Origin of the sequence: Pararobbsia alpina (genome assembly GCF_965118125.1) — a bacterium.
GTDB classification, from domain to species: Bacteria; Pseudomonadota; Gammaproteobacteria; order Burkholderiales; family Burkholderiaceae; genus Pararobbsia; species Pararobbsia alpina_A.
Genome location: NZ_OZ221287.1, coordinates 1,641,177 through 1,662,539 on the forward strand (window position 1 = coordinate 1,641,177; position 21,363 = coordinate 1,662,539).

A 21,363-nucleotide genomic window follows, 5' to 3' on the forward strand; every position below is an offset into this window, starting at 1 on the left:
GCCTTTCAAATACTTTCCGCGTCAATGCCCGCAAGGGATTTGCCACGATGCTCGGGGATTTCCTGAATCCACCGCCCAGCAAGGATCCTGTACGTTTGCTGGTTGGGGAGGCGGTTGCTTACAAAATCATTAAATCATGCTGTGAAAATGTTTTATTTGAATGGCACACCATTTGCATATAGCCAGCTGCTGTAAGCATTTGGGTGTGCGGACAAAATCCAGCCATTCAAATACTTCAAATATAAGTGCATTGCGCATTCAAGCGTGTGTATTTGCACCCGTGTAGTCGCCTGCGACGCTCGACCGGTGGCGTGTGGCGATTATTCCTGGGCTCCGCCCACTTGCGAGAAGGGGAAATAGTGAAACAAAAGGTTCTGGTTTCGGCCATTAAAAAGATCGTGGGCGCCGAACTGCTGCTGTCCGCGGCATTCGTTCCGGTGGCCTTCGCACAAACGGCTCCGACCGATGCGGGGACGGCCAACCCCGACGCGACGAAACTCGAGCGCGTCGAAATCACAGGCTCGCTGATCAAGAAGGCCGACAAGACGGGCAACACGACGGTTCAGTCGGTGTCGGCGAAAGAGATTGAGGACAGCGGCTACACGACGGTGGGCGACTTCCTGCGCGGCACGTCGGCCAACGACGCGAGCAGCTGGGGACAAACGACCATGAACGGCACGGCGCCGGGCGGTGCGGGTATCGCGCTGCGCGGCCTGAGCGAGAAGTACACGCTCGTGCTCGTCGACGGTCAGCGCGTGGCGAACTACGCGCTCGCGGTGAACTTCACCGACACGTTCTTCGACGTCAACACGATCCCGCTGAACATTGTCGACCACATCGACATCGTCAAAACGGGCGCGGTGTCGCAGTACGGCTCGGACGCTATCGCCGGCGTGGTGAACATCATCACGAAGAAGAACTACCACGGCCTCGAAATCACGAGCGACCTCGGCAAAGCCCAGCACCCGGGCGATGCGACGGGTACGTTCGGCATTCTCGGCGGCTTCGGCGACCTGAACGCCGATCGCTACAACATCACGGCCGCGGCGAGTTACTACCGCGACACGGGCTCGCGCCTGTCGGATCGCGACATGTCGAGCAGCTCGGACTTCAGCCGCTTCCCGGGCGGGATGGCACAGCCGACGGGTCCGAACCAGCAGAATTTCTGGCAAACGAGCCCGACGACCACGCAAGCGCTTTCGCCGTGCCCTCCGGGCGCGATCGGCACGAGCGATTCGACGGTGTGTAACTACAACACCCAGCACAACTACTCGCTGATCCCGGAAACGACGCGCCTCAACGCGAAGATCCACGGCCTGTTCAAGGTCACGGACGACGTCCAGGCTTACGCGGACTTCTGGGTCAGCCGCAACGAGACGGTTCAGTACAGCGGCATCGCTTCGGCGACCGGCATCTCGAACGTCTTCAACCTCGTGCCGGGCCAGCTCACGCCGCTGAACAACACGGTCCCCGCGGGCAACCCGTACAACCCGTTCGGCGTCGACACGCCGATCAACTACTCGTTCCTGAACGACCAGACCGCGGTCGACACGGTGTCGACGTACTGGAAGGCTTCGACGGGCGTCAAGGGTTCGTTCTCGGTGCCGAAGTTCGGCGACTGGGACTGGGATGTCCAGTACGGCCACTCGCAGAGCGTGGTGTCGAGCACGTACGAGAACACGCTGAACGTCAACGCTTGGGAATCGGCGCTTGCGAACGGCACGCTGAACTTCTCGAACCCGGTCTACCCGGCCGGCCTGTTCGAGGACGACAACCAGTCGGCGATCTCGAAGCTCGACTCGGTCACGGCGACGACGTCGACGACGAACCTGTTCACGCTGCCGGCCGGTGACGTGGGCTTCGGTGTGGGGACGGAATTCCGCCACGAAACCGACATCATCAACCCGACGACACTCGCGAACCAGGGCATCACGGCGCCTGCGCGGATTCAGTCGGTCGATGGCGAGCGCAATATCGCGGCGGTCTACTACCAGTTCGATATTCCCCTCATCAAGAACCTGACGTTCACGCAGTCGGGCCGTTACGACCACTACAGCGACTTTGGCGGTGCGTTCTCGCCGAACTTCGCGCTGCGTTATCAGCCGGTCAGCATGCTGACGACGTACGCGTCGTATGGCCGTGGCTTCCGCGCACCGACGGCGGTCGAAAACTCGCAAGCGACGTTCATCAGCCACCAGACGCTGTCGGACAAGAATGCGCCGGGCGGTGCCCAGTCGATCTTCGCGTCGGAATACAACGCGGGCAACCCGAATCTGCAGCCTGAGCACACGAAGAACTACAACATCGGCTTTGCGCTCTCGCCGGATTCGACGACGGACTTCGGTGCGGCGTTCTACAAGGTCAAGATCGACGGTGTGATCGGCACGACCGATCCGCAGGCCCTGCTCGATGCGAACGATCCGAGCACGGTGATCCGCAATGCGGACGGCTCGCTGCGCTACATCAACATGCAGTTCCAGAACCTCGGTTCGCTGGACACCGACGGCTTCGACTTCGACTTCCGCAAGTCGCTGTCGACGGGCTTCGGTACGTTCACGCTGGCCGGCGACTGGGCCTACGTGTGGCACTTCAAGCTGACGCAGCCGGGTGGTGGTGGCACGCAGGACTTCGCAGGCAACAACGGCGCGCTGAACCAGCCGTTCGGCGCCAGCAACCCGCGCTGGAAGGGCAATACGAGCCTGACCTGGGACTATGCGAAGTTCACGACAACGCTCACGTGGCAGTACACGGGTCCGTACAGCAACATCATCGCGGACCAGATCGGCCTCGGCGGTACGGGTTCGGTGGCGTCGTACAGCCAGTTCAACCTGTTCACGTCGTATCGCGGCTTCAAGAACTGGACGATCTACGCCGGCATCGACAACCTGTTCGACAAGGCGCCTCCGTTCGATCCGGTCTGGACGCTCAACCCCGACCTGACGGGCTACGACCAGTCGCTGTACACGAACCTGGGCCGCTTCTTCCAGATCGGCGCGACGTACCGCTTCAAGTAAGCCACGCTGCCGACGCAAACAACCTGAGGACCGGAAGGTCTTCAGGCTGCAAGGCAGCGGATTCGATGTTCCTCTTGTTCCCCTTCACACAGGGGAATTTGGCGGCGGCACCCTTGACGGGCGCCGCCGTTTTTTATTGGGGCTGCGGCGCGCGCAAGGCCGCGGACTTGCTCGCGTACCAGTCGATGGTGTCCTTGTCGTCCCAGGCGCTCGCGAGCTTGTCGGCGAGCGAAAAGTGTCGCGTCGCATCGTTATCGCGGCCAAGCCCACGATACGCGCGCACGGTTTCGAGCAGCAGGAACGCGCGATCCACGTCCTCCACGCCGTTTTCGTCGATGATTTTCAGGCCGCGTTCAGCGGCTTCGAGTGCTTCATCATGCAGGCCGAGCCGGTTGGCCGCCAGTGCGCACAGATAGTCTGCGCGTTCGTGATGCGTCCAGCCGCCGGCGCGCATCCAGAGAATGCGTGCGGCACGCGCGCCTTCGACGATCGCGTCGCGCACTTCGGGAGAGGCAATGGCCTTGTCGTCGAGTTCGATGAGGCTCGACACCGCATTGTTCAGACTGCTCGCGAGCGAGGCATCGGCCTGCGAAGCGGCGTTCCAGCCGGCCACGATCTGCACGACACCCAGAATGCCGAGCGCAGCCTCTTGCGCGCGCGGACCCGTGACGAGAAAGCTCAACGCGGCCATGCGCACAACCATCGTGGCTTCCATCGCACGCAGCCGGTGCTGCGTAGCCAGTCGCGATTCGATGGCGCTCGCGCGCAGCAAGTCTCCCGAGACGAGAGCGGCCACCGCGCCGCTGCGCAGCGCGGGCAGCGGCAAGGCGTCGTGCGGCCGCATCGCCTCGCTGATCAGCAGGTTCGCATCTTTCCAGCGCCCCTGTTTCTCGCCGATCACGTGATTGACGAGCCATCCGAAACGGCCCAGCTGGTCGGCCGGCACCGCCTGTGTCGCGAGCACGCGCAGCCGGCTTGCGGCGGCCTCGGGTGCATCGTCGTGAGTCTTCATCAAACCATCGAGCACGTCTGCTATCGCCATCGCTCACGCTCCGGAGTGAGTGGATTCGAAGTTCGCTGCCCCAAAGGTGTCCCGCTGGCACACTTCGGGCGCGTCAATCATGAAGCAGGCAGTCTCTTTCATTCTGTCATTCGTCCCTAGTCCTCCTGGGCCGTGGTCGTTCGATACGATGTCGCATGCCAAAGGATTCATCGACGTGCGGCGAGAATGCCATAAGCCACCACCCCGGCGACCAGCCCCCAGAACGCGGAGCCGATCGACAGCAACGTGAGTCCGGACGCCGTGACCATAAAGGTGATCAAGGCGGGCTCGCGCTGACGCGCATCGGACATCGCGTTGGCGAGGCCGTTCATGATCGAACCGAACAGCGCAAGCGCGGCGATCGAGACCACAAGCGTCTTCGGAAACGCGGCGAACAACGCGGCAATCGTCGCGCCGAGCGTGCCGGCGATCAGATAGAAAATCCCGCACCAGACCGCAGCGGTGTAGCGCTTGCGTGCGTCAGGGTGCGCATCGGGACCCGTGCACATTGCCGCGGTGATGGCCGCGAGGTTGACCCCGTGCGAGCCGAAGGGCGCAAAAATCAGCGACGCAATGCCCGTGGACCAGATCAGCGGCGACGACGGCGTCTGATAGCCATCGGCGCGCAGCACGGCGAGACCCGGCACGTTCTGCGAGGCCATCGCGACGATAAACAGCGGTATGCCGATGCTGATCGCAGCCGACGCCGAGAAGGTCGGCATCGTAAAGACCGGACGGGCCAGGGCGACACTGAAGTGGCTGAAATCCAGCTGTCCCAGCGCCGCGGCGGCCGCAATACCGACCAGCAGGGTCGTGACGATCGCATAGCGCGGCGCGAACCGCTTGATCACGAGATACGTGAAGAACATCGCAAGCACGAGCGCGGTGTCGTGTTCGGCCGCACCGAACAGTCCGATGCCGATCCGGAACAGAATGCCGGCGAGCAACGCTGCGGCAAGAGACGAGGGCAGGCGCTTCATCACCGTATCGAAGACGCCGGTTACGCCGACGAGGATCAGCAATAGCGCGCAGATGACAAAGGCGCCGATCGCGTCGGAATAGGGGACATTCGCAAGACTCGTGATCAGCAGCGCGGCGCCGGGCGTCGACCACGCGACGACGATCGGTGCGCGAAAACGCAGCGACAGCACAATCGTCGTCAGCGCCATCGCGATCGACAGCGCCCAGATCCACGACGAGATTTGTGCGTCGCTCAGATGCGCATTGCGCCCGGCCTGGAACATCAGCGCGAGCGAGCTCGTGTAGCCCGTCATCATGGCCACGAAGCCGGCGACCACCGACGACAGCGCCGTGTCGCGCAGAGGACGCAGCGGCAGCGGCTCGGCGTCGGCGCGGGTGGTACGGTTGTTCGGGTCGGACGGCGTGGCGGGCGGTGCAGCGTTCATAGGGCGTGGTCGGCAACAGAAGGAAACGCGGCCCGGACGGCAACCGCTACGTCCGGATTCTAACGTCCCTATTTGCTGAGCAGGCGCATCGCCGATTCAAGTCCGTTGATCGTGATCGGGAACATCCGGTTCGCCATGAGCTGGCGCACGAGCGATACCGACTGCCGGTATTCCCACAAGCGCTCGGGCTCGGGATTGAGCCAGACGTAGTGCGGAAAGCGCTCGGTGAAGCGGCTCAGCCACATCGCGCCGGGTTCGGCGTTGTTGTATTCGACCGAGCCGCCGGGTTGCAGGATCTCGTAGGGGCCCATCGTGGCGTCGCCGACGAAGATCAGCTTGTACTCCGACGTGTACTTGTGCAGGACGTCCCAGGTCGGGAAGCGTTCCGCATGGCGTCGCCGGTTCTGCTTCCAGAGAAAGTCGTAGACGCAGTTGTGAAAGTAGAAGAACTCGAGGTGCTTGAACTCGGTCTTGGCAGCGGAAAACAGTTCTTCCGTGCGTTTGATGTGATCGTCCATCGACCCGCCGACGTCGAGCAACATCAGCACCTTCACGGTGTTGTGACGTTCCGGCACCATGCGCAGATCGAGCCAGCCCGCGTTGGCCGCCGTGCTGCGGATCGTGCCGTCGAGATCGAGCTGGTCGGCCGCGCCTTCACGGGCGAAACGCCGCAGGCGGCGCAGCGCGACCTTGATATTGCGCGTGCCGAGTTCCACGTCGTCGTCATAGTCACGATACGCACGTGCGTTCCAGACTTTCACTGCCGAGCGATTGCCGCCCGCTTCGCCGCCGATCCGGATGCCTTCGGGGTTGTAGCCGCCGTGCCCGAACGGCGAAGTGCCGCCCGTGCCGATCCACTTGTTGCCGCCTTCGTGACGCTCTTTCTGCTCGTCGAGCAATTCCTTCATGCGGTCGAGCAGCTTGTCGAGCCCGCCCATGGCCTCGATCTGCGCCTTCTCTTCAGGCGACAGCTCGCGTTCGAGACGCTTCTTGAGCCAGTCGAGCGGAATGTCCGAAGCATCCAGGCCCGCTTCGAGCAGTGATGTGACACCGTTGAAATAGGCGCCAAACGCCTGATCGAACTTGTCGTAATGCTTTTCGTCCTTGATCAGCGTGAGGCGTGCGAGGTAATAGAACTCGTCGATCGACGGTGCGATAACCTCGCGCTCGAGCGCGCCGACGAGCGTCAGGTATTCCTTGACGCTCACGGGCAGCTTCGCGTTACGAAGGGAAAAGAAAAAATCGATCAGCATCGCGGTTCTCCTTCAACGCTCGTGGCTACCGATTGCTTCGATTCATGAACACGAGCCGTTCGAACAAATGCATGTCCTGCTCGTTCTTGAGCAGCGCGCCGGCGAGCGGCGGCATGATCTGCTTCTGGTCCTGGCTATGCAGCGCTTCGGGGCCGATGTCTTCGGCGAGCAGCAGCTTGAGCCAGTCGAGCAGTTCCGACGTCGAAGGCTTCTTCTTGAGCCCCGGTACATTGCGCAGCTCGAAGAAGTTGTTGAGCGCGGCGCTCACGAGAGACTTCTTGATGCCGGGATAGTGGACGTCGACGATTTGCTGCATCGTCGCGGCGTCGGGAAACTTGATGTAGTGGAAAAAGCAGCGGCGCAGGAACGCGTCGGGCAGTTCCTTTTCATTGTTCGACGTGATGATCACGAGCGGGCGATGGCGCGCCTTGATCAGCTCGCGCGTCTCGTACACATAAAACTCCATGCGGTCGAGCTCGCGCAGCAGGTCGTTCGGGAATTCGATATCGGCCTTGTCGATCTCGTCGATCAGCAGCACGCTTTGCTGCTCCGCTTCGAACGCCTGCCAGAGCACGCCCTTGACGATGTAGTTGCGGATATCGCGCACGCGTTCGTCGCCGAGCTGAGAATCGCGCAGGCGCGAGACCGCGTCGTACTCGTACAGACCTTGCTGGGCTTTTGTCGTGGACTTGATGTGCCATTGAAGCAACGGCATGTTCAGCGCGCTCGCGACTTCCTCGGCGAGCATCGTCTTGCCCGTGCCGGGCTCACCCTTGATCAGCAGCGGGCGTTCGAGCGTGACAGCGGCGTTGACGGCCAGGCGCAGGTCGTCGGTCGCAACATATTGGGAGGAACCTTCAAAGCGCATGGCGGGGGACCGGTGGCGTCGAAAGGCCCAGTATAGGTCCAGTCGGCCTGGCGCGTTTCGCAGGCGAATCGAGGGCGGCCTCGGTGCCGGCATGCGGGCCGGTGAGTCCGGTGCGGGGCTCGAGGACTGGAGCACGAACGCCCTGACGCGCTGCATTTCGCATGGTGGCTGCCCGGCTTCCCGAGTTCGGATTCCGCCACCGGCTATCCATTTAACGCGAGTGGGCGAGTCCGTGATGCGCGCGGCGCGTTCACCGTCAAGACTCTTGTCGTCGTAAAGCCGGGTTTGCCCGCCCACTAAGGCTGAACGACCTCAGTCTGTGGACGACCCCGCGGGCCGCAGGCTACAATGCACCGGTTTTTTGGCCAGCGAGCCGATAATTTCGAACAGTCACGGCCGCCGGTCGTCGCTCCGGTGCCCCGTTGCGGGCGCCCCGACATCCGGGTCCCCCCGAACGCTCAGGTTGATAAAGCTATGAAAATACAAGTGACGATTGCCGTGCTGGCTGCCCTCGCAGCGGCTTCGACCGGCGCGCAGGCCGATGTCGTCGGCAACGCGAAGGCCGGGGCAGGCAAGGTAGCGGCGTGTATCGGCTGTCACGGCATCCCGGACTACCGGACCGCCTATCCCGAGGTGTACCGCGTGCCGAAGCTCGGTGGCCAGAACGCCCGGTATCTTGAAACGGCGCTCCAGGAGTACAAGAAGGGCGACCGCAAGTTCCAGACGATGCACGCAAACGCCGCGTCGCTGTCCGATCAGGACATTGCCGACATCGCCGCGTACTACGCTGCGCAGACTCCGGCAACGCAGAACAACCCGAACAAGTGACCGGCCCGGCACACGAATACGTCCAGCACGGACAGGAGCACGCATGAATCAGCGTATCAGCAAGCTCGCGGCCATGGCCGCGTTGATCGGACTGGCCGGCGTCAGCGCGGGGGCGCACGCGGCCGATGCCGAAAACGGCAAGAACCTGGTCGGCAGCCACAATTGCGCGGCATGCCACGGTGCGACCCTGAACAACCCGGTGTCGCCGGAATACCCGAAGCTCGCGGGTCAGTTCAACGATTACATTTTCTTCGCGCTGCGTTCGTATCAGGTCGGTGGCGGCAACCCGCTGTTCGGCCGCAACAACGCGATCATGGCAGCCCAGGTTCAGGGCCTGTCGGAAAGCGACCTGCGCGATATCGCCGCCTATATCCAGTCGCTGCCCGGCGATCTGGTGCAGAAGAAGTAACGATTCGCCGGCGCGGAGCCGGGGCCGCACAGGCTTACGGCTGCGGCGCGCGGGTCGTCGGGGACGGCTCGAACGCCTGCACTGCGCGGAATCAAAAAAAACCTCATACCTGGCGGCGTGAGGTTTTTTTTCGTCCCGTGATTCGCGTGAAACGGCGGATGGGTCGGCTGTGAGACGCGCGCGTGCGCTGCAGAGGCGAAGGGCGGTCGATCGACGTCGCCCCGCATCCGCGCGCGTCAGTGTTGCGAGCCACGCCGTTTGATGCGGTCGAGATACGCGTCATGATCGGGCGGCGTGCCCGTGCGCTGGGCTTCCCATAGGGTTTCGCCGAGGCATTCCATGATTTCGTGCTGGGCTTCGTGCGACGAGCCGAGTTTCGCGGCAAGCCGGTCGTGCGCGGCGCGGATGCCCGGCGGCTGGTCGATCGAGATCTGCTCGCTGATCGCCAGATGCATCGACAGGTGCAGAAAGGGGTTTGTCTGGCCGCCTTCGGGCGTGTAGTCCTTGACGCTCGACTCCGAGGCCTGCATCACATCGTGATACTCGGGGTGCTCGGCAACCCAGTCGGCCGCCATCGTTTCGAGCGGGGTCAGGATCTGGCCGGCTTGCTGCTTGCGCCAGGCGTCGGTGAAAAACTGGCGAACTTCGTCGCGGGTCGGATTGAACATCATGATCGGTCTTGCGGGGCGTGGCCGGACAACGAGCCGCACGAACGCCGCGCGGCCTCTGCAGCCATCAGGACCCGCATTCTACGCCCGCGTGAAAAAACGCGACGTTGACCCCAATCGGCACCGGTGTTCCCGAATGGAGGCCGCCGCGGGGCATTGACGGCGAGAGCAGATCGAGCGACCTCAATCCCCAAACAACCCCAATGACCCCAGCGACCCCAACGACCCCAATGACCCCAATGACCCCAATGACCCCAATGACCCCAATGACCCCAATGACCCCAATGACCCCAATGACGGTTATGGATCATGAGTCCGCTGTCTTTACCGGACGGCGTGCGTCTTCTGCTTGAATTCGCACACCGGCTCGATCGCGCATTGGGTGCACAGGGGTGTGCGCGCCTTGCATACATATCGGCCGTGCAGGATCAGCCAGTGGTGGGCGTGTAACCGGAACTCGGGCGGCGTGAATTTCTCGAGCGCCGCCTCAACCGCGCGCACATCCTTGCCCGGTGCGAGGCCCGTGCGGTTCGCGACCCGGAAGATATGGGTGTCGACGGCGATCGTCGCTTCGCCAAACGCGACGTTGAGCACGACGTTTGCCGTCTTGCGTCCGACACCCGGCAGTGACTCGAGCGCTTCGCGGTCCTGCGGCACCTCGCCTTCATACTGATCGAGCAGGATGCGGCACGTCTTGATCACGTTCTTGGCCTTCGTCCGGTAGAGCCCGATCGTGCGGATGAACTCGCTGAGCGCCTCTTCGCCAAGATCGAACAGGGTCTGCGGCGTGTTGGCGACCGGATACAGCTTGCGTGTGGCTTTGTTGACCGACACATCGGTCGCCTGAGCCGACAGCATCACGGCGATCAGCAATTCGAACGGCGTCGTGTATTCGAGCTCGCTCTTGGGCTCCGGGTCCAGGCGTTGCAGCGTTTCGAAGATCGCACGGCGTTTAGTGGCGTTCATGGGCTGGGGTCGGGTGGGTGCACATCGCGAAGTCCGCGCGAGATCTGCGTACCGGTTGCGCTTACTTTGAATCGTCGTCGATGCCCAGGCGCTTTCTGCGCGCGTCGGCTTCGTCAATCTGCTTCTGCACGTCGGCGCTCACGTGTTCGGTGTTGCGCGGACCGAAACCGCGCTCGGCCAGTTCGTTTTTCTTCTGCCGGGCGCGCTCCATCGCAGCCGCGATGATCGCGCGCTTGCGCTCTTCGGGCGACAACGGGGCGCCCGGCTCACCGGAAGCGCCGGACGTACCCGACGTATCCGACGTACCGGAAGTGCCGGACGAATCAGAGACACTCGCAGCGCCTGCGGTACCTGCGGCCCGAAGCGAGCGTACGTCACCCTGAGGCGCCGGCGCGGACGTTGTGGGTGCATCGATCGCCGATGCGCTTTCAGGCGTCACCGTGGCGTCGCCGCCAAGGCGCTCGCCCGGATCCGCCGGCCTCGTAGCGAGATGCGCCTTGTGAGCTGCCTGCCGTTCGGCGATGCGCTGTTCGGCCGCTTGCCGCGCCTGGCGCTCGCGTTCCATATGCCGGTCGTGATGCGCGCGAGCAGCATCCGCCTGATCTTGCGACCACGCGTCCCAACCCGTGGCATCGCCCGTGACCGGGACCATCTCGATGCAATCGACCGGGCACGGCGCCACGCACAGATCGCAGCCCGTGCAGAGCGACTCGACGACGGTGTGCATGCGTTTGGCTGCACCGATGATCGCGTCGACTGGACAGGCCTGTATGCATAGCGTGCAACCGATGCAGAGGCTCTCGTCGATCCGCGCGACCGGACGCGGCCGTTCGACGCCGTGTTCGATATTGAGGGGAATCACGGGCTTGCCGAGCAGCGCGGCAAGGCGCGCAATACCCTCGGCGCCGCCGGGCGGGCACTGATCATACGAAGCGGTGCCGTCGGCAATGGCTTCGGCATACGGACGGCAGGCCGGATAGCCGCATTTCGTGCATTGAGTCTGCGGCAGCAGGTCTTCGATCCGGTCGGCAAGCGACGGCGGTGAGGCGGTGACGGGGGACACTGGATATGAGTGAAAACACGGACCCCAGATTATCGCCGATTCTGCTTGGTTTTCAGATCCTTATGCCATAATCGGGTGCCTCTCCCTTGGTTGCGGATGCCACCATGAACGAGTCAAAAATCAAAAGAGATCCAGAGGGGACCCGGCGTCGCATACTCACTGCGGCAGCCGAAGAATTCGCCAATGGCGGATTATCCGGTGCGCGAGTCGATCAGATCGCGCGTCGTGCGCTCACTAATGAGCGCATGCTCTATTACTATTTCGGCAGCAAGGAGCAGCTGTTTACTGCGGTGCTCGAGCAGGCATTTGCGTGCCTGGCCGACGCCGAGCGGCAGCTCGATCTTGCCGGGCTCGAACCCGTCGAGGCGATTACGCAGCTCGCTCATTTCATCTGGAATTACTATTTCGAGCATCAGGAATTGCTCCGCCTGCTCAATAACGAGAATCTTCACGAAGCGCGGTATATCAAGAACTCATCCCGCATCAACGAGATGATGTCGCCGATTACCTCGATGACGGCGAATATTCTTCAGCGCGGCGCAGAAGCCGGTGTATTCCGCAAGGATGTCGATGCGGTCCGGTTCTATGTGACCTTGTCGGCACTCGGTTATTACGTGTTGTCGAATCGCTATACGCTTGCCGCGATTCTCGGCCGTGATTTCACCGAAGCCCAGGAACGTGCGGAGATCGTGCGCATGTCGACGGATATGGTGTTGTCGTATCTGCGCGTCGGCATCAACGGCAGCGGCGCGTAGCGCGCCAGCGCGTCCCAGCAAACGAAAAAGCCCACTACGGCCGGATCTCCGGCGGTAGTGGGCTTTTTGCATCTTTTTTCATTCCGCCTGTCCGCATTCGCCGGACTCACGTCGGGCCATCTGGCCGAAAGCCTTGCCAGTGGCCGATCTCCGCTCGCCACGCCCGCCGCCGTGTAAACGTCGTTGATACCGCGTTTACACAGTCTTTATGTGCACCACAGCAACTTTACCCCGGTCTTTATCGGCAAAGCGAGACGATCCAGTCCTCGTCACTGCGTTCTACGGAGACCAAAAATGGACGTGCTGTATGTCGGTGGACTCATCGTGTTCACCGCATTGACTGTCGGCCTGATCAAGGGCTGCGAGGTGCTGCGCCGTCGCGCAGTGGGAGGCCGGCCATGAACTGGATGCTGTGGTTGGCCACCGGCTCGACGGTGTTTCTGCTTGTGTATCTCGCGTATGCACTGTTCAACGCGGAGGAACTCGAATGACCTCCAATGACTGGCTCCAATTCGTCGTCTATACGATCGTGCTGATCGCGCTTGCGATTCCGCTCGGCCGCTATATGACGAACGTGCTCGACGGTTCGTCGCGCGTGCTGCGCTGGTTCGGCTGGGCCGAGCGCGGATTTTACAAGCTGGGCGGCATCGATCCCTCGAAGGAAATGGGATGGAAGACGTACGCCGTTGCGATGCTGGCGTTCAACGTGCTCGGCACGATTGCGATCTACGTGTTGCTGCGTCTGCAAGCCGGCTTGCCGCTGAACCCGGCAGGTATCGCTGCCATGACGCCGGATGCGGCCTTCAACACGGCCGTGAGCTTCGTGACCAACACGAACTGGCAGGACTACGCGGGTGAGTCGGGCGCGAGCTATCTGATGCAGATGCTCTGCTTCACCGTGCAGAACTTCCTTTCGGCGGCTACAGGTATCGCCGTCGTCACTGCGTTGATTCGCGGCTTTGCACGTCACTCGGCACAAACGATCGGCAACTTCTGGGTCGACCTCACGCGTACGACGATGTACGTGCTGCTGCCGATCTCGATCGTCGTGTCGCTCGTGTTCGTCGGGCAAGGTGCGATTCAAAACTTCTCGGCGTACAAGGACGTGCCCACGCTGCAGGTCACGCAATACACGCAGCCGAAGGTCGATGCACAAGGCAACCCGGTCAAGGATGCGAAGGGCAACCCCGTGACCGACACGCTGACGGCCAAGACGCAGACGCTCGCGATGGGCCCGGTGGCTTCGCAAGAAGCGATCAAGATGCTCGGCACGAACGGCGGCGGCTTCTTCAACACGAACTCGGCTCACCCGTACGAAAACCCGACGCCGTTCTCGAACTTCATCCAGATCATCGCGATGCTCGTGATTCCGGCGGCGCTGTGCGTGATGTTCGGCAAGATGGTCGGCGATCGTCGCCAGGGCTATGCGGTGCTGGCTGCGATGACGATTGCGTTTGCGGTGGCCTGCGTGTCCGAGATTTCGTCGGAGCAGGTCGGCAATCCGCTCGTCTCGTCGCTCGGTGTCGATACGCAAGCCAGCGCGCTGCAGTCGGGCGGCAATATGGAAGGCAAGGAAACGCGCTTCGGTATCGCGTCGTCGGGCATCTTCACGGTCGCCACGACGTCGGCCTCGTGCGGCGCAGTCAACAACGCGCACGATTCGCTGACACCGCTTGGCGGTCTGACGCCGATGCTGCTGATGCAACTCGGTGAAGTGATTTTCGGCGGGGTAGGCTCGGGTCTCTACACGATGCTTGCGTTCGCGCTGCTCGCCGTGTTCGTCGCGGGTCTCATGATCGGCCGCACGCCTGAGTACGTCGGCAAGAAGATCGAGTCGTACGAGATGAAGATGGTCGCCATCGTCGTGCTGCTCACGCCGCTGCTCGTGCTCGTCGGTACCTCGATCGCCGTGTTGTTGCCCGCCGGTGTCGCGGGGATTGCGAACCCCGGTACGCACGGGTTCTCGGAAATCCTCTACGCGTTTAGCTCCGCCGCGAACAACAACGGTAGCGCGTTTGCTGGTCTGACTGTCGCCACGCCGTTCTACAACTGGATGACCGGAATCGCGATGTGGTTCGGCCGCTTTGGCCCGCTCGTTCCGATGCTTGCAGTTGCGGGTGCGCTTGCTGCGAAGAAGCGGATCGCCCCCGGCGCCGGCACGATGCCCACGCACGGCATGCTGTTTGTGGTGCTGCTGCTCGGTACGGTGGTGCTCGTCGGTGCGCTGACTTATGTGCCCGCGCTTGCACTCGGCCCTGTCGCCGAACACCTGCAGATGATCGCTGGCCATTGATTGCCATTCAATAAAGGATCGATATGGCTCCCAATTCACGTATTCGTTCGGATCGCGCCCAGCCGGTGACCCCGGCTCCGACGCCCAATCCCGAACACAAGAAAGACCCGAAGCTGCACTCGGGTACGCGCTCGATGTTCGACCCGGCTTTGATCAAGCCGGCCATCATCGACTCGTTCAAAAAGCTCTCGCCGCGCACACAGTTCCGTAACCCGGTGATGTTCTGCGTGTACGTCGGCTCGATTCTGACGACGGTGCTGTGGGTCGCTGCGTTGATGGGCCAGGCTGAAGCCCCCTCGGGCTTTATCCTCGCCATTACGCTGTGGCTGTGGTTCACGGTGCTGTTCGCGAACTTCGCCGAAGCGCTCGCTGAAGGCCGCTCGAAGGCCCAGGCGGCTGCGCTGCGCAGCGCGAAGCGCGACGTCATGGCGAAGAAGCTCGAAAAGCCGAGCCGCAACGCGTCGATTCGCATCACGACGGCGTCGGACCTGCGCAAGGGCGACGTCGTGCTGATCGAAGCGGGCGACACGATCCCCGCCGACGGTGAAGTGATCGAAGGCGTGGCCTCGGTCGACGAGTCGGCGATCACCGGCGAATCGGCCCCCGTGATCCGCGAATCGGGCGGTGACTTTACGGCGGTGACGGGCGGTACGCGCGTGCTGTCGGACTGGATCGTCGCACGCGTGACCGTCAACCCGGGCGAAGCGTTCCTCGATCGAATGATCGCGATGGTCGAAGGCGCCAAGCGCCGTCGCACGCCGAACGAAATCGCGCTGACGATTCTGCTGGTTGCGCTGACGGTCGTGCTGCTGCTCGCTACGGCGACGCTGCTGCCGTTCTCGATGTTCAGCGTCGATGCGGTCAAGCAAGGTCATGTCGTGACGATCACCGCGCTCGTGGCACTGCTCGTCTGCCTGATTCCGACGACGATCGGTGCACTGTTGTCGGCGATCGGTGTCGCAGGCATGAGCCGCATGATGCAGGCCAATGTGATGGCCACGTCGGGCCGCGCTGTTGAAGCGGCCGGTGACGTCGATGTGCTGTTGCTCGACAAAACAGGCACGATCACCCTCGGCAATCGCCAGGCCTCGATGTTCATTCCGGCATCGGGCGTGACGGAGCAGGATCTGGCCGACGCGGCGCAACTGGCGTCGCTCGCCGACGAAACGCCGGAAGGCCGCAGCATTGTCGTGCTCGCGAAGAACCGTTTCAATCTGCGCGAACGCGATATGCAGGCCCTCGCTGCGACGTTTGTGCCGTTCACGGCGCAGACGCGGATGAGTGGTGTCGACCTCAAGGAACGTCAGATCCGCAAGGGCGCCGCCGATGCAATCCGCAAGTCGGTCGAAGCGCATGGCGGTCAGTTCCCGTCGAGCGTGCAGTCACAGGTCGATGACGTCGCACGTCGCGGCAGCACGCCGCTCGTCGTGTCCGAAATGGCCCACGGCAGTGCCCGCGTGCTTGGCGTGATTGAGCTCAAGGACATCGTCAAGGGCGGCATCAAGGAACGGTTCGGCGAACTGCGCACGATGGGCATCAAGACGGTCATGGTCACGGGCGACAACCGCCTGACCGCCGCCGCGATCGCCGCCGAGGCAGGCGTCGACGACTTCCTCGCCGAAGCCACGCCGGAAACGAAGCTCGCGACGATTCGCGAATACCAGTCGCGCGGCATGCTTGTCGCGATGACCGGTGACGGCACGAACGACGCACCGGCGCTGGCACAGGCCGACGTCGCGGTCGCGATGAACACGGGTACGCAAGCGGCGAAGGAAGCCGGCAACATGGTCGACCTCGACTCGAACCCGACCAAGCTCATCGAGATCGTCGAGATCGGCAAGCAGATGCTGATGACGCGCGGTTCGCTGACGACATTCTCGATCGCCAACGACGTCGCGAAGTACTTCGCGATCATCCCGGCCGCCTTTGCGACGACGTATCCGCAACTGCGCGCACTGGACGTCATGCATCTGGCCACGCCGTCGTCGGCCATCATGTCCGCGGTGATCTTCAACGCGCTCGTGATCATTGCACTGATCCCGCTCGCGCTGAAGGGTGTGCGCTACCGGCCGCTGGGCGCCGCGACGCTGCTGCGCCGCAACCTGCTGATCTACGGCCTGGGCGGCATCATCGTGCCGTTCATCGGGATCAAGCTTATCGACATGGTGCTGGCTGCGGCCGGCTGGGTCTGAACGGAGAAGTCATCATGAAATCCATCATCCGCCCGCTGATTGTGATGTTCGTCGGCCTGACGGTCGTCACGGGCGTCGCCTACCCGCTCGTCGTCACGGGGGTCTCGCAAGCCCTGTTCCCGCACCAGGCGAACGGCAGCCTGATCGAGCAGGACGGTAAGGTCGTCGGCTCGGAGCTGATCGGCCAGCAGTTCGATGCACCCCAGTATTTCTGGGGCCGCCTGTCGGCTACATCGCCGATGCCGTACAACCCGACGGCCAGCAGCGCGTCGAACCTCGGTCCGACGAATCCGGCCTTGCTCGACGAGATCAAGGGACGCCTGCAAGCGCTCAAGGACGCCGATCCGGACAACAAGGCACCCGTGCCGGTCGATCTCGTGACGTCGTCGGGTAGCGGTCTTGATCCGGCGATTTCGCCCGCGGCGGCGGCCTATCAGGTCGACCGCGTCGCGAAGGCGCGCAAGCTCGCACCCGAAGTGGTGCAGAACCTGGTTGCCGAGTTCACCGAGGGCCGGCAGTTCGGCATCCTCGGCGAGCCGCACGTCAACGTGCTGCAGCTGAACCTCGCGCTCGACGCGTTGCATCACTAAGTGCAGCGGTAAGTGCAGTAGTAAGCGCTGCACTAGGTGCTGTACCACCACGCCACTGCCCGGCGCCGCGTTCTCGCTGCGCCGGGCAGTGGATGGCCGGTATATAGTGCACGCCAGAGTGCTCCACAGAGTGCAGGCCAGGCAAGCCACGGCAAGCCAACGCAAGCCGATGCAAGCCACGCTGTACTGTGTAGAGCACACCCTCGTGCAGACAAGGCTCATGTCCTGGTATCAATGAATCGCCCCGATCCTGACTCTCTGCTCGACAAGCTCCAGCGCGACGAAGCCAAAGCGCAACGCGGGCACCTGAAGATCTTTTTTGGCGCGTCCGCGGGCGTCGGCAAGACGTTCGCGATGCTGCAGACTGCGCGTCGCCTGCACGACGACGGCATGGATGTCGTCGTCGGCATCGTCGAGACGCACGGCCGGGCCGAGACCGAAGCGCTGCTCGAAGGCCTCGATATGCTGCCGATGCAGTCGATCGACTATCGTGGCCGCGCGCTGCGCGAGTTCGACCTCGATGGCGCGCTCGCGCGCAAACCGCAACTGCTTCTCGTCGACGAGCTCGCGCACTCGAACGTCGCGGGCGCCCGTCACACGAAACGCTGGCAAGACGTTCACGAACTGCTCGACGCCGGCATCGACGTGTTTACGACCGTCAATGTCCAGCACCTCGAAAGCCTCAACGATATCGTCGGGCAGATTACCGGCATCCGTGTCTGGGAGACCGTACCCGATCGCGTCTTCGACCTGGCCGACGACGTCACACTCGTCGATTTGCCTGCCGATGACCTGCTCGAACGCATGCGTGAGGGCAAGGTCTATATGGCGCAGCAAGCCGAGCGCGCCGTACGCAATTTCTTCCGCAAGGGCAATCTGATCGCGCTGCGTGAACTCGCATTGCGCCGCACGGCGGATCGCGTCGATGCGCAGATGCGCGAATATCGTGCGGACCGTTCGATCGATCGCGTCTGGCAAACACGGGAGCGGCTGCTCGTCTGTGTCGGCCCGGGCCCCGAGGCAAGCGCGCTGGTGCGTTCGGCGGCACGTCTCGCATCGAGCTTGCGAGCCGACTGGATTGCCGCGTACGTCGAGACGCCCAAGCTTCAGCGCTTACCCGAGACGCTGCGCGAACGCACGTTGCGCGCGCTCAAGCTCGCGCAGGAGCTCGGCGCGGAAACCGCGACGCTCGACGGCGACGATGCAGCGGTGTCGCTCGTCGACTATGCGCACTTGCGCAACGTGTCGAAGATCGTCGTCGGCGGTACGCAGATCGAGCGCTGGTGGCGCTGGTTTCAACTACCCGTCGGCGAGCGCATTGCGAAGCTCTCGGGCGATCTCGATGTCACGCGCATCGGTGTCGAAGCGCAGCCTCAGCGCGAGGAAATTGCCGCGGCGCGTGGCGCAAGCTGGCGCCGGTTCATTGGCGGCCGCGATGATCGTTCGAAGTCGGTCGGTTATCTCGGCGCGGTCGTGACCGGCGGCGTGGTGACCGTGCTTGCCAAGTGGCTCGAGCACCGTCTCGACCTGACCAATCTCGAAGTCCTGTATCTGCTGGGTGTCGTATTCGTTGCGTTCCGGCTGGGCCGCGGCCCCGGCATCCTGCTGTCGTTTCTGAGTGTGGCGGCATTCGATTTCTTCTTCGTGCCGCCGAAGATGTCGTTCTCCGTGTCGGATACGCAGTATCTGCTGACCTTTGCGGGCATGCTGATCACCTCGCTCGTGATCAGCCATCTGACCTCGAGCCTGCGGCGTCAGGTGCGTGTGGCGTCGTTGCGCGAGCGGCGCAGCAGCGCGATGTACGAGATCGCGCGCGAACTGGCCGCCGCGTTGACCACGGAACAGATCGTCGAGGTCGGCGCACGTCACGTGTCCGAGCTGTTCCGCGCACGCGTGGCCGTATTGCTGCCTGACTCCGAAGAGAAGGTCCGGCAGCCCGTCGACAATCCGATCGGCACGTCGATGCTCACGCATGACGCGATTGATTTCGATGTCGCGCAGTGGGTCTATGACCAGCAAAAGCGAGCAGGGCGCGGCACGGATACCTTGCCGGCTTCACGATCGCTGTATTTGCCGCTCAAGGCGCCGATGCGCACGCGGGGCGTGCTCGCGATCCAGAGCGAGGACTTCGGCGCGCTGTTCGTGCCCGAGCAGCAACGCATGCTCGAAGCGTGCGCCGCGCAGATCGCGCTGGCGCTCGAGCGCGTGCATTACGTCGATATCGCACGCGATGCGGTCGTCGATATGGAATCGGAACGGTTACGCAATTCGCTGTTGTCCGCCATATCGCACGATCTGCGCACGCCGCTGACTTCGCTCGTGGGTTTTGCGTCGATGCTCGCGCAATCGCGTGACCGGCTCGATCCGTCGCAGGCGCCGCTGCTCGATGCGATTCATGACGAAGCGCAGCGCATGGCCGGGCTCGTGACCAACCTGCTCGATATGGCGCGCTTGCAGTCGGGCCATGTACGGCTCAACCGTGACTGGACGATGATCGAAGAGGTCGTCGGCGCCGCATTGCGTGCCGGCCGCCATACGCTGGCCACGCACCCCGTGACCGCTCGCATCGCGCCCGATCTGCCGCTCGTGCAAATCGATCCCGTGCTCGTTGAACGCGTATTCGCGAATCTGTTTGAAAACGCCGCGAAATACACGCCGAACGGTACGCCGGTGACGGTCAGTGCAGCCGTGATCGAAGAAGGCGGCAAGCCGATGCTGCGCGTGTGCGTCGACGATGACGGCCCGGGGCTGTCGCCGGGCACCGAGTCGCGCATCTTCGACAAATTCATGCGCGGCGAGAAGGAATCGTCCAAGCCCGGCATCGGGCTCGGACTCGCGATTTGCCGCGCGATCGTCGAAGCGCACGGTGGCACGATCGGGGCCGCCAATCGCACGCGACTCGCTACGAACGGCTTACCGGTCGATGGCTCGATCGCGGGCGCGCGCTTCTGGTTCACGCTGCCGATCGGTGAGCCGCCTCCATTGCCTGCGCTCGAGGGCGAAGACGCTGAGACCGAACCTGCGCTGTCGATGAATCCGGGGCTGACTCCCGAACTGAATCCCGAATTGAATTCCGAGCCGCGCGCGTATGATCCTGGCGCCACACCCCGTGATGTGCCGGGTGAACACGATGAAGATGAATCGGGGCTTGCGCCCCATCAAGGACCTGCAGCATGAGTGATCCCGTCGTCAATATCGTCCTGATCGAGGACGACAAGCAGATCCGCCGTTTCGTGCGTACCACGCTCGAAGCGGAGGACATGGTGGTCCACGAGGCCGAAACCGGCAAACAGGGACTGGTCGAAGCCGCCACGCGACGCCCCGATCTCGTGATCGTCGATCTGGGCTTGCCCGACATCGACGGTCTCGATGTGATTCGCGATCTGCGCGGTTTCGCGGAAATTCCGGTGATCGTGCTGTCGGCACGCAGCCAGGAGAATGAAAAGGTCGAGGCGCTCGATGCAGGCGCCGACGACTACCTGACCAAACCTTTTGGCGTCTCGGAGTTGCTCGCGCGAATCCGTGCGCATCTGCGCCGGCGTGATCGCGCAAGCGGCAGCGAGGCGCCGGTCATACGATTTGGCACGATTGAAGTGGATCTGCCGATGCGCCATGTGCGCCGCGACGGCGAGCTTGTACATTTGACGCCGCTTGAATATCGACTGCTCGCGACGATGATCCGCCACTCGGGTCGGGTGCTCACCCATCGTCAGTTGTTGCGCGATGTGTGGGGCCCGTCACACGTGGAAAGCTCGCATTATCTGCGCATCTATATGGCCCATCTGCGCCAGAAGCTTGAGCGCGACCCGGCCCAGCCTGAACACATCATCACGGAAACCGGCGTCGGCTATCGCTTAGTTGGCGCGGCGTGATCGGGCACCATCACGTTCATGTACTTTGCATCCATGTTTAAACGTGCGAAATGAACGGAAAATGAATGCGGTATAAGCGCGGCATGAATGCGATATGAGTGGCAACGCTATTTGCGTTCGAGAATTAGGCGGTGGACAATGCGA

General features: G+C 62.8%; 18 protein-coding genes. 11 read left to right on the forward strand and 7 right to left on the reverse strand.

The genetic code is table 11. The features are described from left to right. Window positions 1-359: 359 nt before the first annotated feature. A complete protein-coding gene (locus ACMFWR_RS07135) occupies window positions 360-3,014 on the forward strand; it encodes a TonB-dependent receptor plug domain-containing protein (RefSeq protein ID WP_413194307.1) in 2,655 nt (884 codons plus the stop codon). Window positions 3,015-3,147: 133 nt separating this feature from the next. Here ACMFWR_RS07135 and ACMFWR_RS07140 read toward each other — a convergent pair whose 3' ends face one another. From ACMFWR_RS07140 to ACMFWR_RS07155, 4 genes are all read right to left on the reverse strand, one after another. Continuing rightward, window positions 3,148-4,056, reverse strand: coding sequence for a hypothetical protein (locus ACMFWR_RS07140; RefSeq protein ID WP_413194308.1), 909 nt, complete (start codon window positions 4,054-4,056; stop codon window positions 3,148-3,150). A gap of 167 nt (window positions 4,057-4,223) precedes the next feature. Continuing rightward, window positions 4,224-5,462, reverse strand: a complete 1,239-nt coding sequence (locus ACMFWR_RS07145; protein WP_413194309.1) for a benzoate/H(+) symporter BenE family transporter — start codon at window positions 5,460-5,462, stop codon at window positions 4,224-4,226. Window positions 5,463-5,530: 68 nt separating this feature from the next. Next, window positions 5,531-6,715 (reverse strand): vWA domain-containing protein, encoded by a 1,185-nt coding sequence (locus ACMFWR_RS07150; RefSeq protein ID WP_413194310.1) that lies wholly within the window; start codon window positions 6,713-6,715, stop codon window positions 5,531-5,533. A gap of 25 nt (window positions 6,716-6,740) precedes the next feature. After that, window positions 6,741-7,583, reverse strand: a complete 843-nt coding sequence (locus tag ACMFWR_RS07155) for an AAA family ATPase (RefSeq protein WP_413194311.1) — start codon at window positions 7,581-7,583, stop codon at window positions 6,741-6,743. A 474-nt stretch (window positions 7,584-8,057) separates the two neighbouring features. On the opposite strand from ACMFWR_RS07155, the gene ACMFWR_RS07160 reads away from it, so the two are divergent. Beyond that, window positions 8,058-8,411 carry a c-type cytochrome gene (locus tag ACMFWR_RS07160; protein WP_413194312.1) on the forward strand — a complete coding sequence of 118 codons (354 nt, stop codon included), beginning with the start codon at window positions 8,058-8,060 and terminating at the stop codon, window positions 8,409-8,411. Window positions 8,412-8,454: 43 nt separating this feature from the next. Next, window positions 8,455-8,820, forward strand: coding sequence for a c-type cytochrome (locus ACMFWR_RS07165; RefSeq protein WP_413194313.1), 366 nt, complete (start codon window positions 8,455-8,457; stop codon window positions 8,818-8,820). A 236-nt stretch (window positions 8,821-9,056) separates the two neighbouring features. Here ACMFWR_RS07165 and ACMFWR_RS07170 read toward each other — a convergent pair whose 3' ends face one another. The 3 genes from ACMFWR_RS07170 to rsxB all read right to left on the reverse strand — a co-directional run bounded on the left by ACMFWR_RS07170 (window position 9,057) and on the right by rsxB (window position 11,517). Beyond that, window positions 9,057-9,488, reverse strand: coding sequence for a DUF1841 family protein (locus ACMFWR_RS07170; RefSeq protein ID WP_413194806.1), 432 nt, complete (start codon window positions 9,486-9,488; stop codon window positions 9,057-9,059). Window positions 9,489-9,812: 324 nt separating this feature from the next. Continuing rightward, window positions 9,813-10,454 carry an endonuclease III gene (gene nth, locus ACMFWR_RS07175; protein WP_413194314.1) on the reverse strand — a complete coding sequence of 214 codons (642 nt, stop codon included), beginning with the start codon at window positions 10,452-10,454 and terminating at the stop codon, window positions 9,813-9,815. A 61-nt stretch (window positions 10,455-10,515) separates the two neighbouring features. After that, entirely contained in the window at window positions 10,516-11,517 is a 1,002-nt protein-coding gene (rsxB, locus tag ACMFWR_RS07180; protein WP_413194315.1) for an electron transport complex subunit RsxB, read from the reverse strand. A 104-nt stretch (window positions 11,518-11,621) separates the two neighbouring features. Between rsxB and ACMFWR_RS07185 the strand changes: the two genes are divergently transcribed. The 8 genes from ACMFWR_RS07185 (at window position 11,622) to kdpE (ending at window position 21,219) form a co-directional block, all read left to right on the forward strand. Then, window positions 11,622-12,272: a TetR family transcriptional regulator gene (locus ACMFWR_RS07185; RefSeq protein ID WP_413194316.1), complete on the forward strand. Its 651-nt coding sequence runs from the start codon at window positions 11,622-11,624 to the stop codon at window positions 12,270-12,272. Between the two features lie 294 nt (window positions 12,273-12,566). Beyond that, window positions 12,567-12,674: a potassium ABC transporter ATPase gene (locus tag ACMFWR_RS07190; protein WP_413194317.1), complete on the forward strand. Its 108-nt coding sequence runs from the start codon at window positions 12,567-12,569 to the stop codon at window positions 12,672-12,674. Next, window positions 12,671-12,763: a potassium-transporting ATPase subunit F gene (locus ACMFWR_RS07195; protein WP_413194318.1), complete on the forward strand. Its 93-nt coding sequence runs from the start codon at window positions 12,671-12,673 to the stop codon at window positions 12,761-12,763. The genes ACMFWR_RS07190 and ACMFWR_RS07195 overlap by 4 nt, the downstream gene beginning before the upstream one ends. After that, window positions 12,760-14,565, forward strand: coding sequence for a potassium-transporting ATPase subunit KdpA (gene kdpA, locus ACMFWR_RS07200; protein WP_413194319.1), 1,806 nt, complete (start codon window positions 12,760-12,762; stop codon window positions 14,563-14,565). The genes ACMFWR_RS07195 and kdpA overlap by 4 nt, the downstream gene beginning before the upstream one ends. A 134-nt stretch (window positions 14,566-14,699) precedes the next feature. Beyond that, window positions 14,700-16,757, forward strand: a complete 2,058-nt coding sequence (gene kdpB, locus ACMFWR_RS07205; protein WP_413194807.1) for a potassium-transporting ATPase subunit KdpB — start codon at window positions 14,700-14,702, stop codon at window positions 16,755-16,757. A 14-nt stretch (window positions 16,758-16,771) separates the two neighbouring features. Then, window positions 16,772-17,347 carry a potassium-transporting ATPase subunit KdpC gene (gene kdpC / locus ACMFWR_RS07210; protein ID WP_413194320.1) on the forward strand — a complete coding sequence of 192 codons (576 nt, stop codon included), beginning with the start codon at window positions 16,772-16,774 and terminating at the stop codon, window positions 17,345-17,347. A gap of 234 nt (window positions 17,348-17,581) precedes the next feature. Next, entirely contained in the window at window positions 17,582-20,524 is a 2,943-nt protein-coding gene (locus tag ACMFWR_RS07215; RefSeq protein WP_413194321.1) for a DUF4118 domain-containing protein, read from the forward strand. Beyond that, a complete protein-coding gene (gene kdpE, locus ACMFWR_RS07220; RefSeq protein WP_413194322.1) occupies window positions 20,521-21,219 on the forward strand; it encodes a two-component system response regulator KdpE in 699 nt (232 codons plus the stop codon). Before ACMFWR_RS07215 ends, kdpE begins: the two co-directional genes overlap by 4 nt. Window positions 21,220-21,363 lie beyond the last annotated feature (144 nt).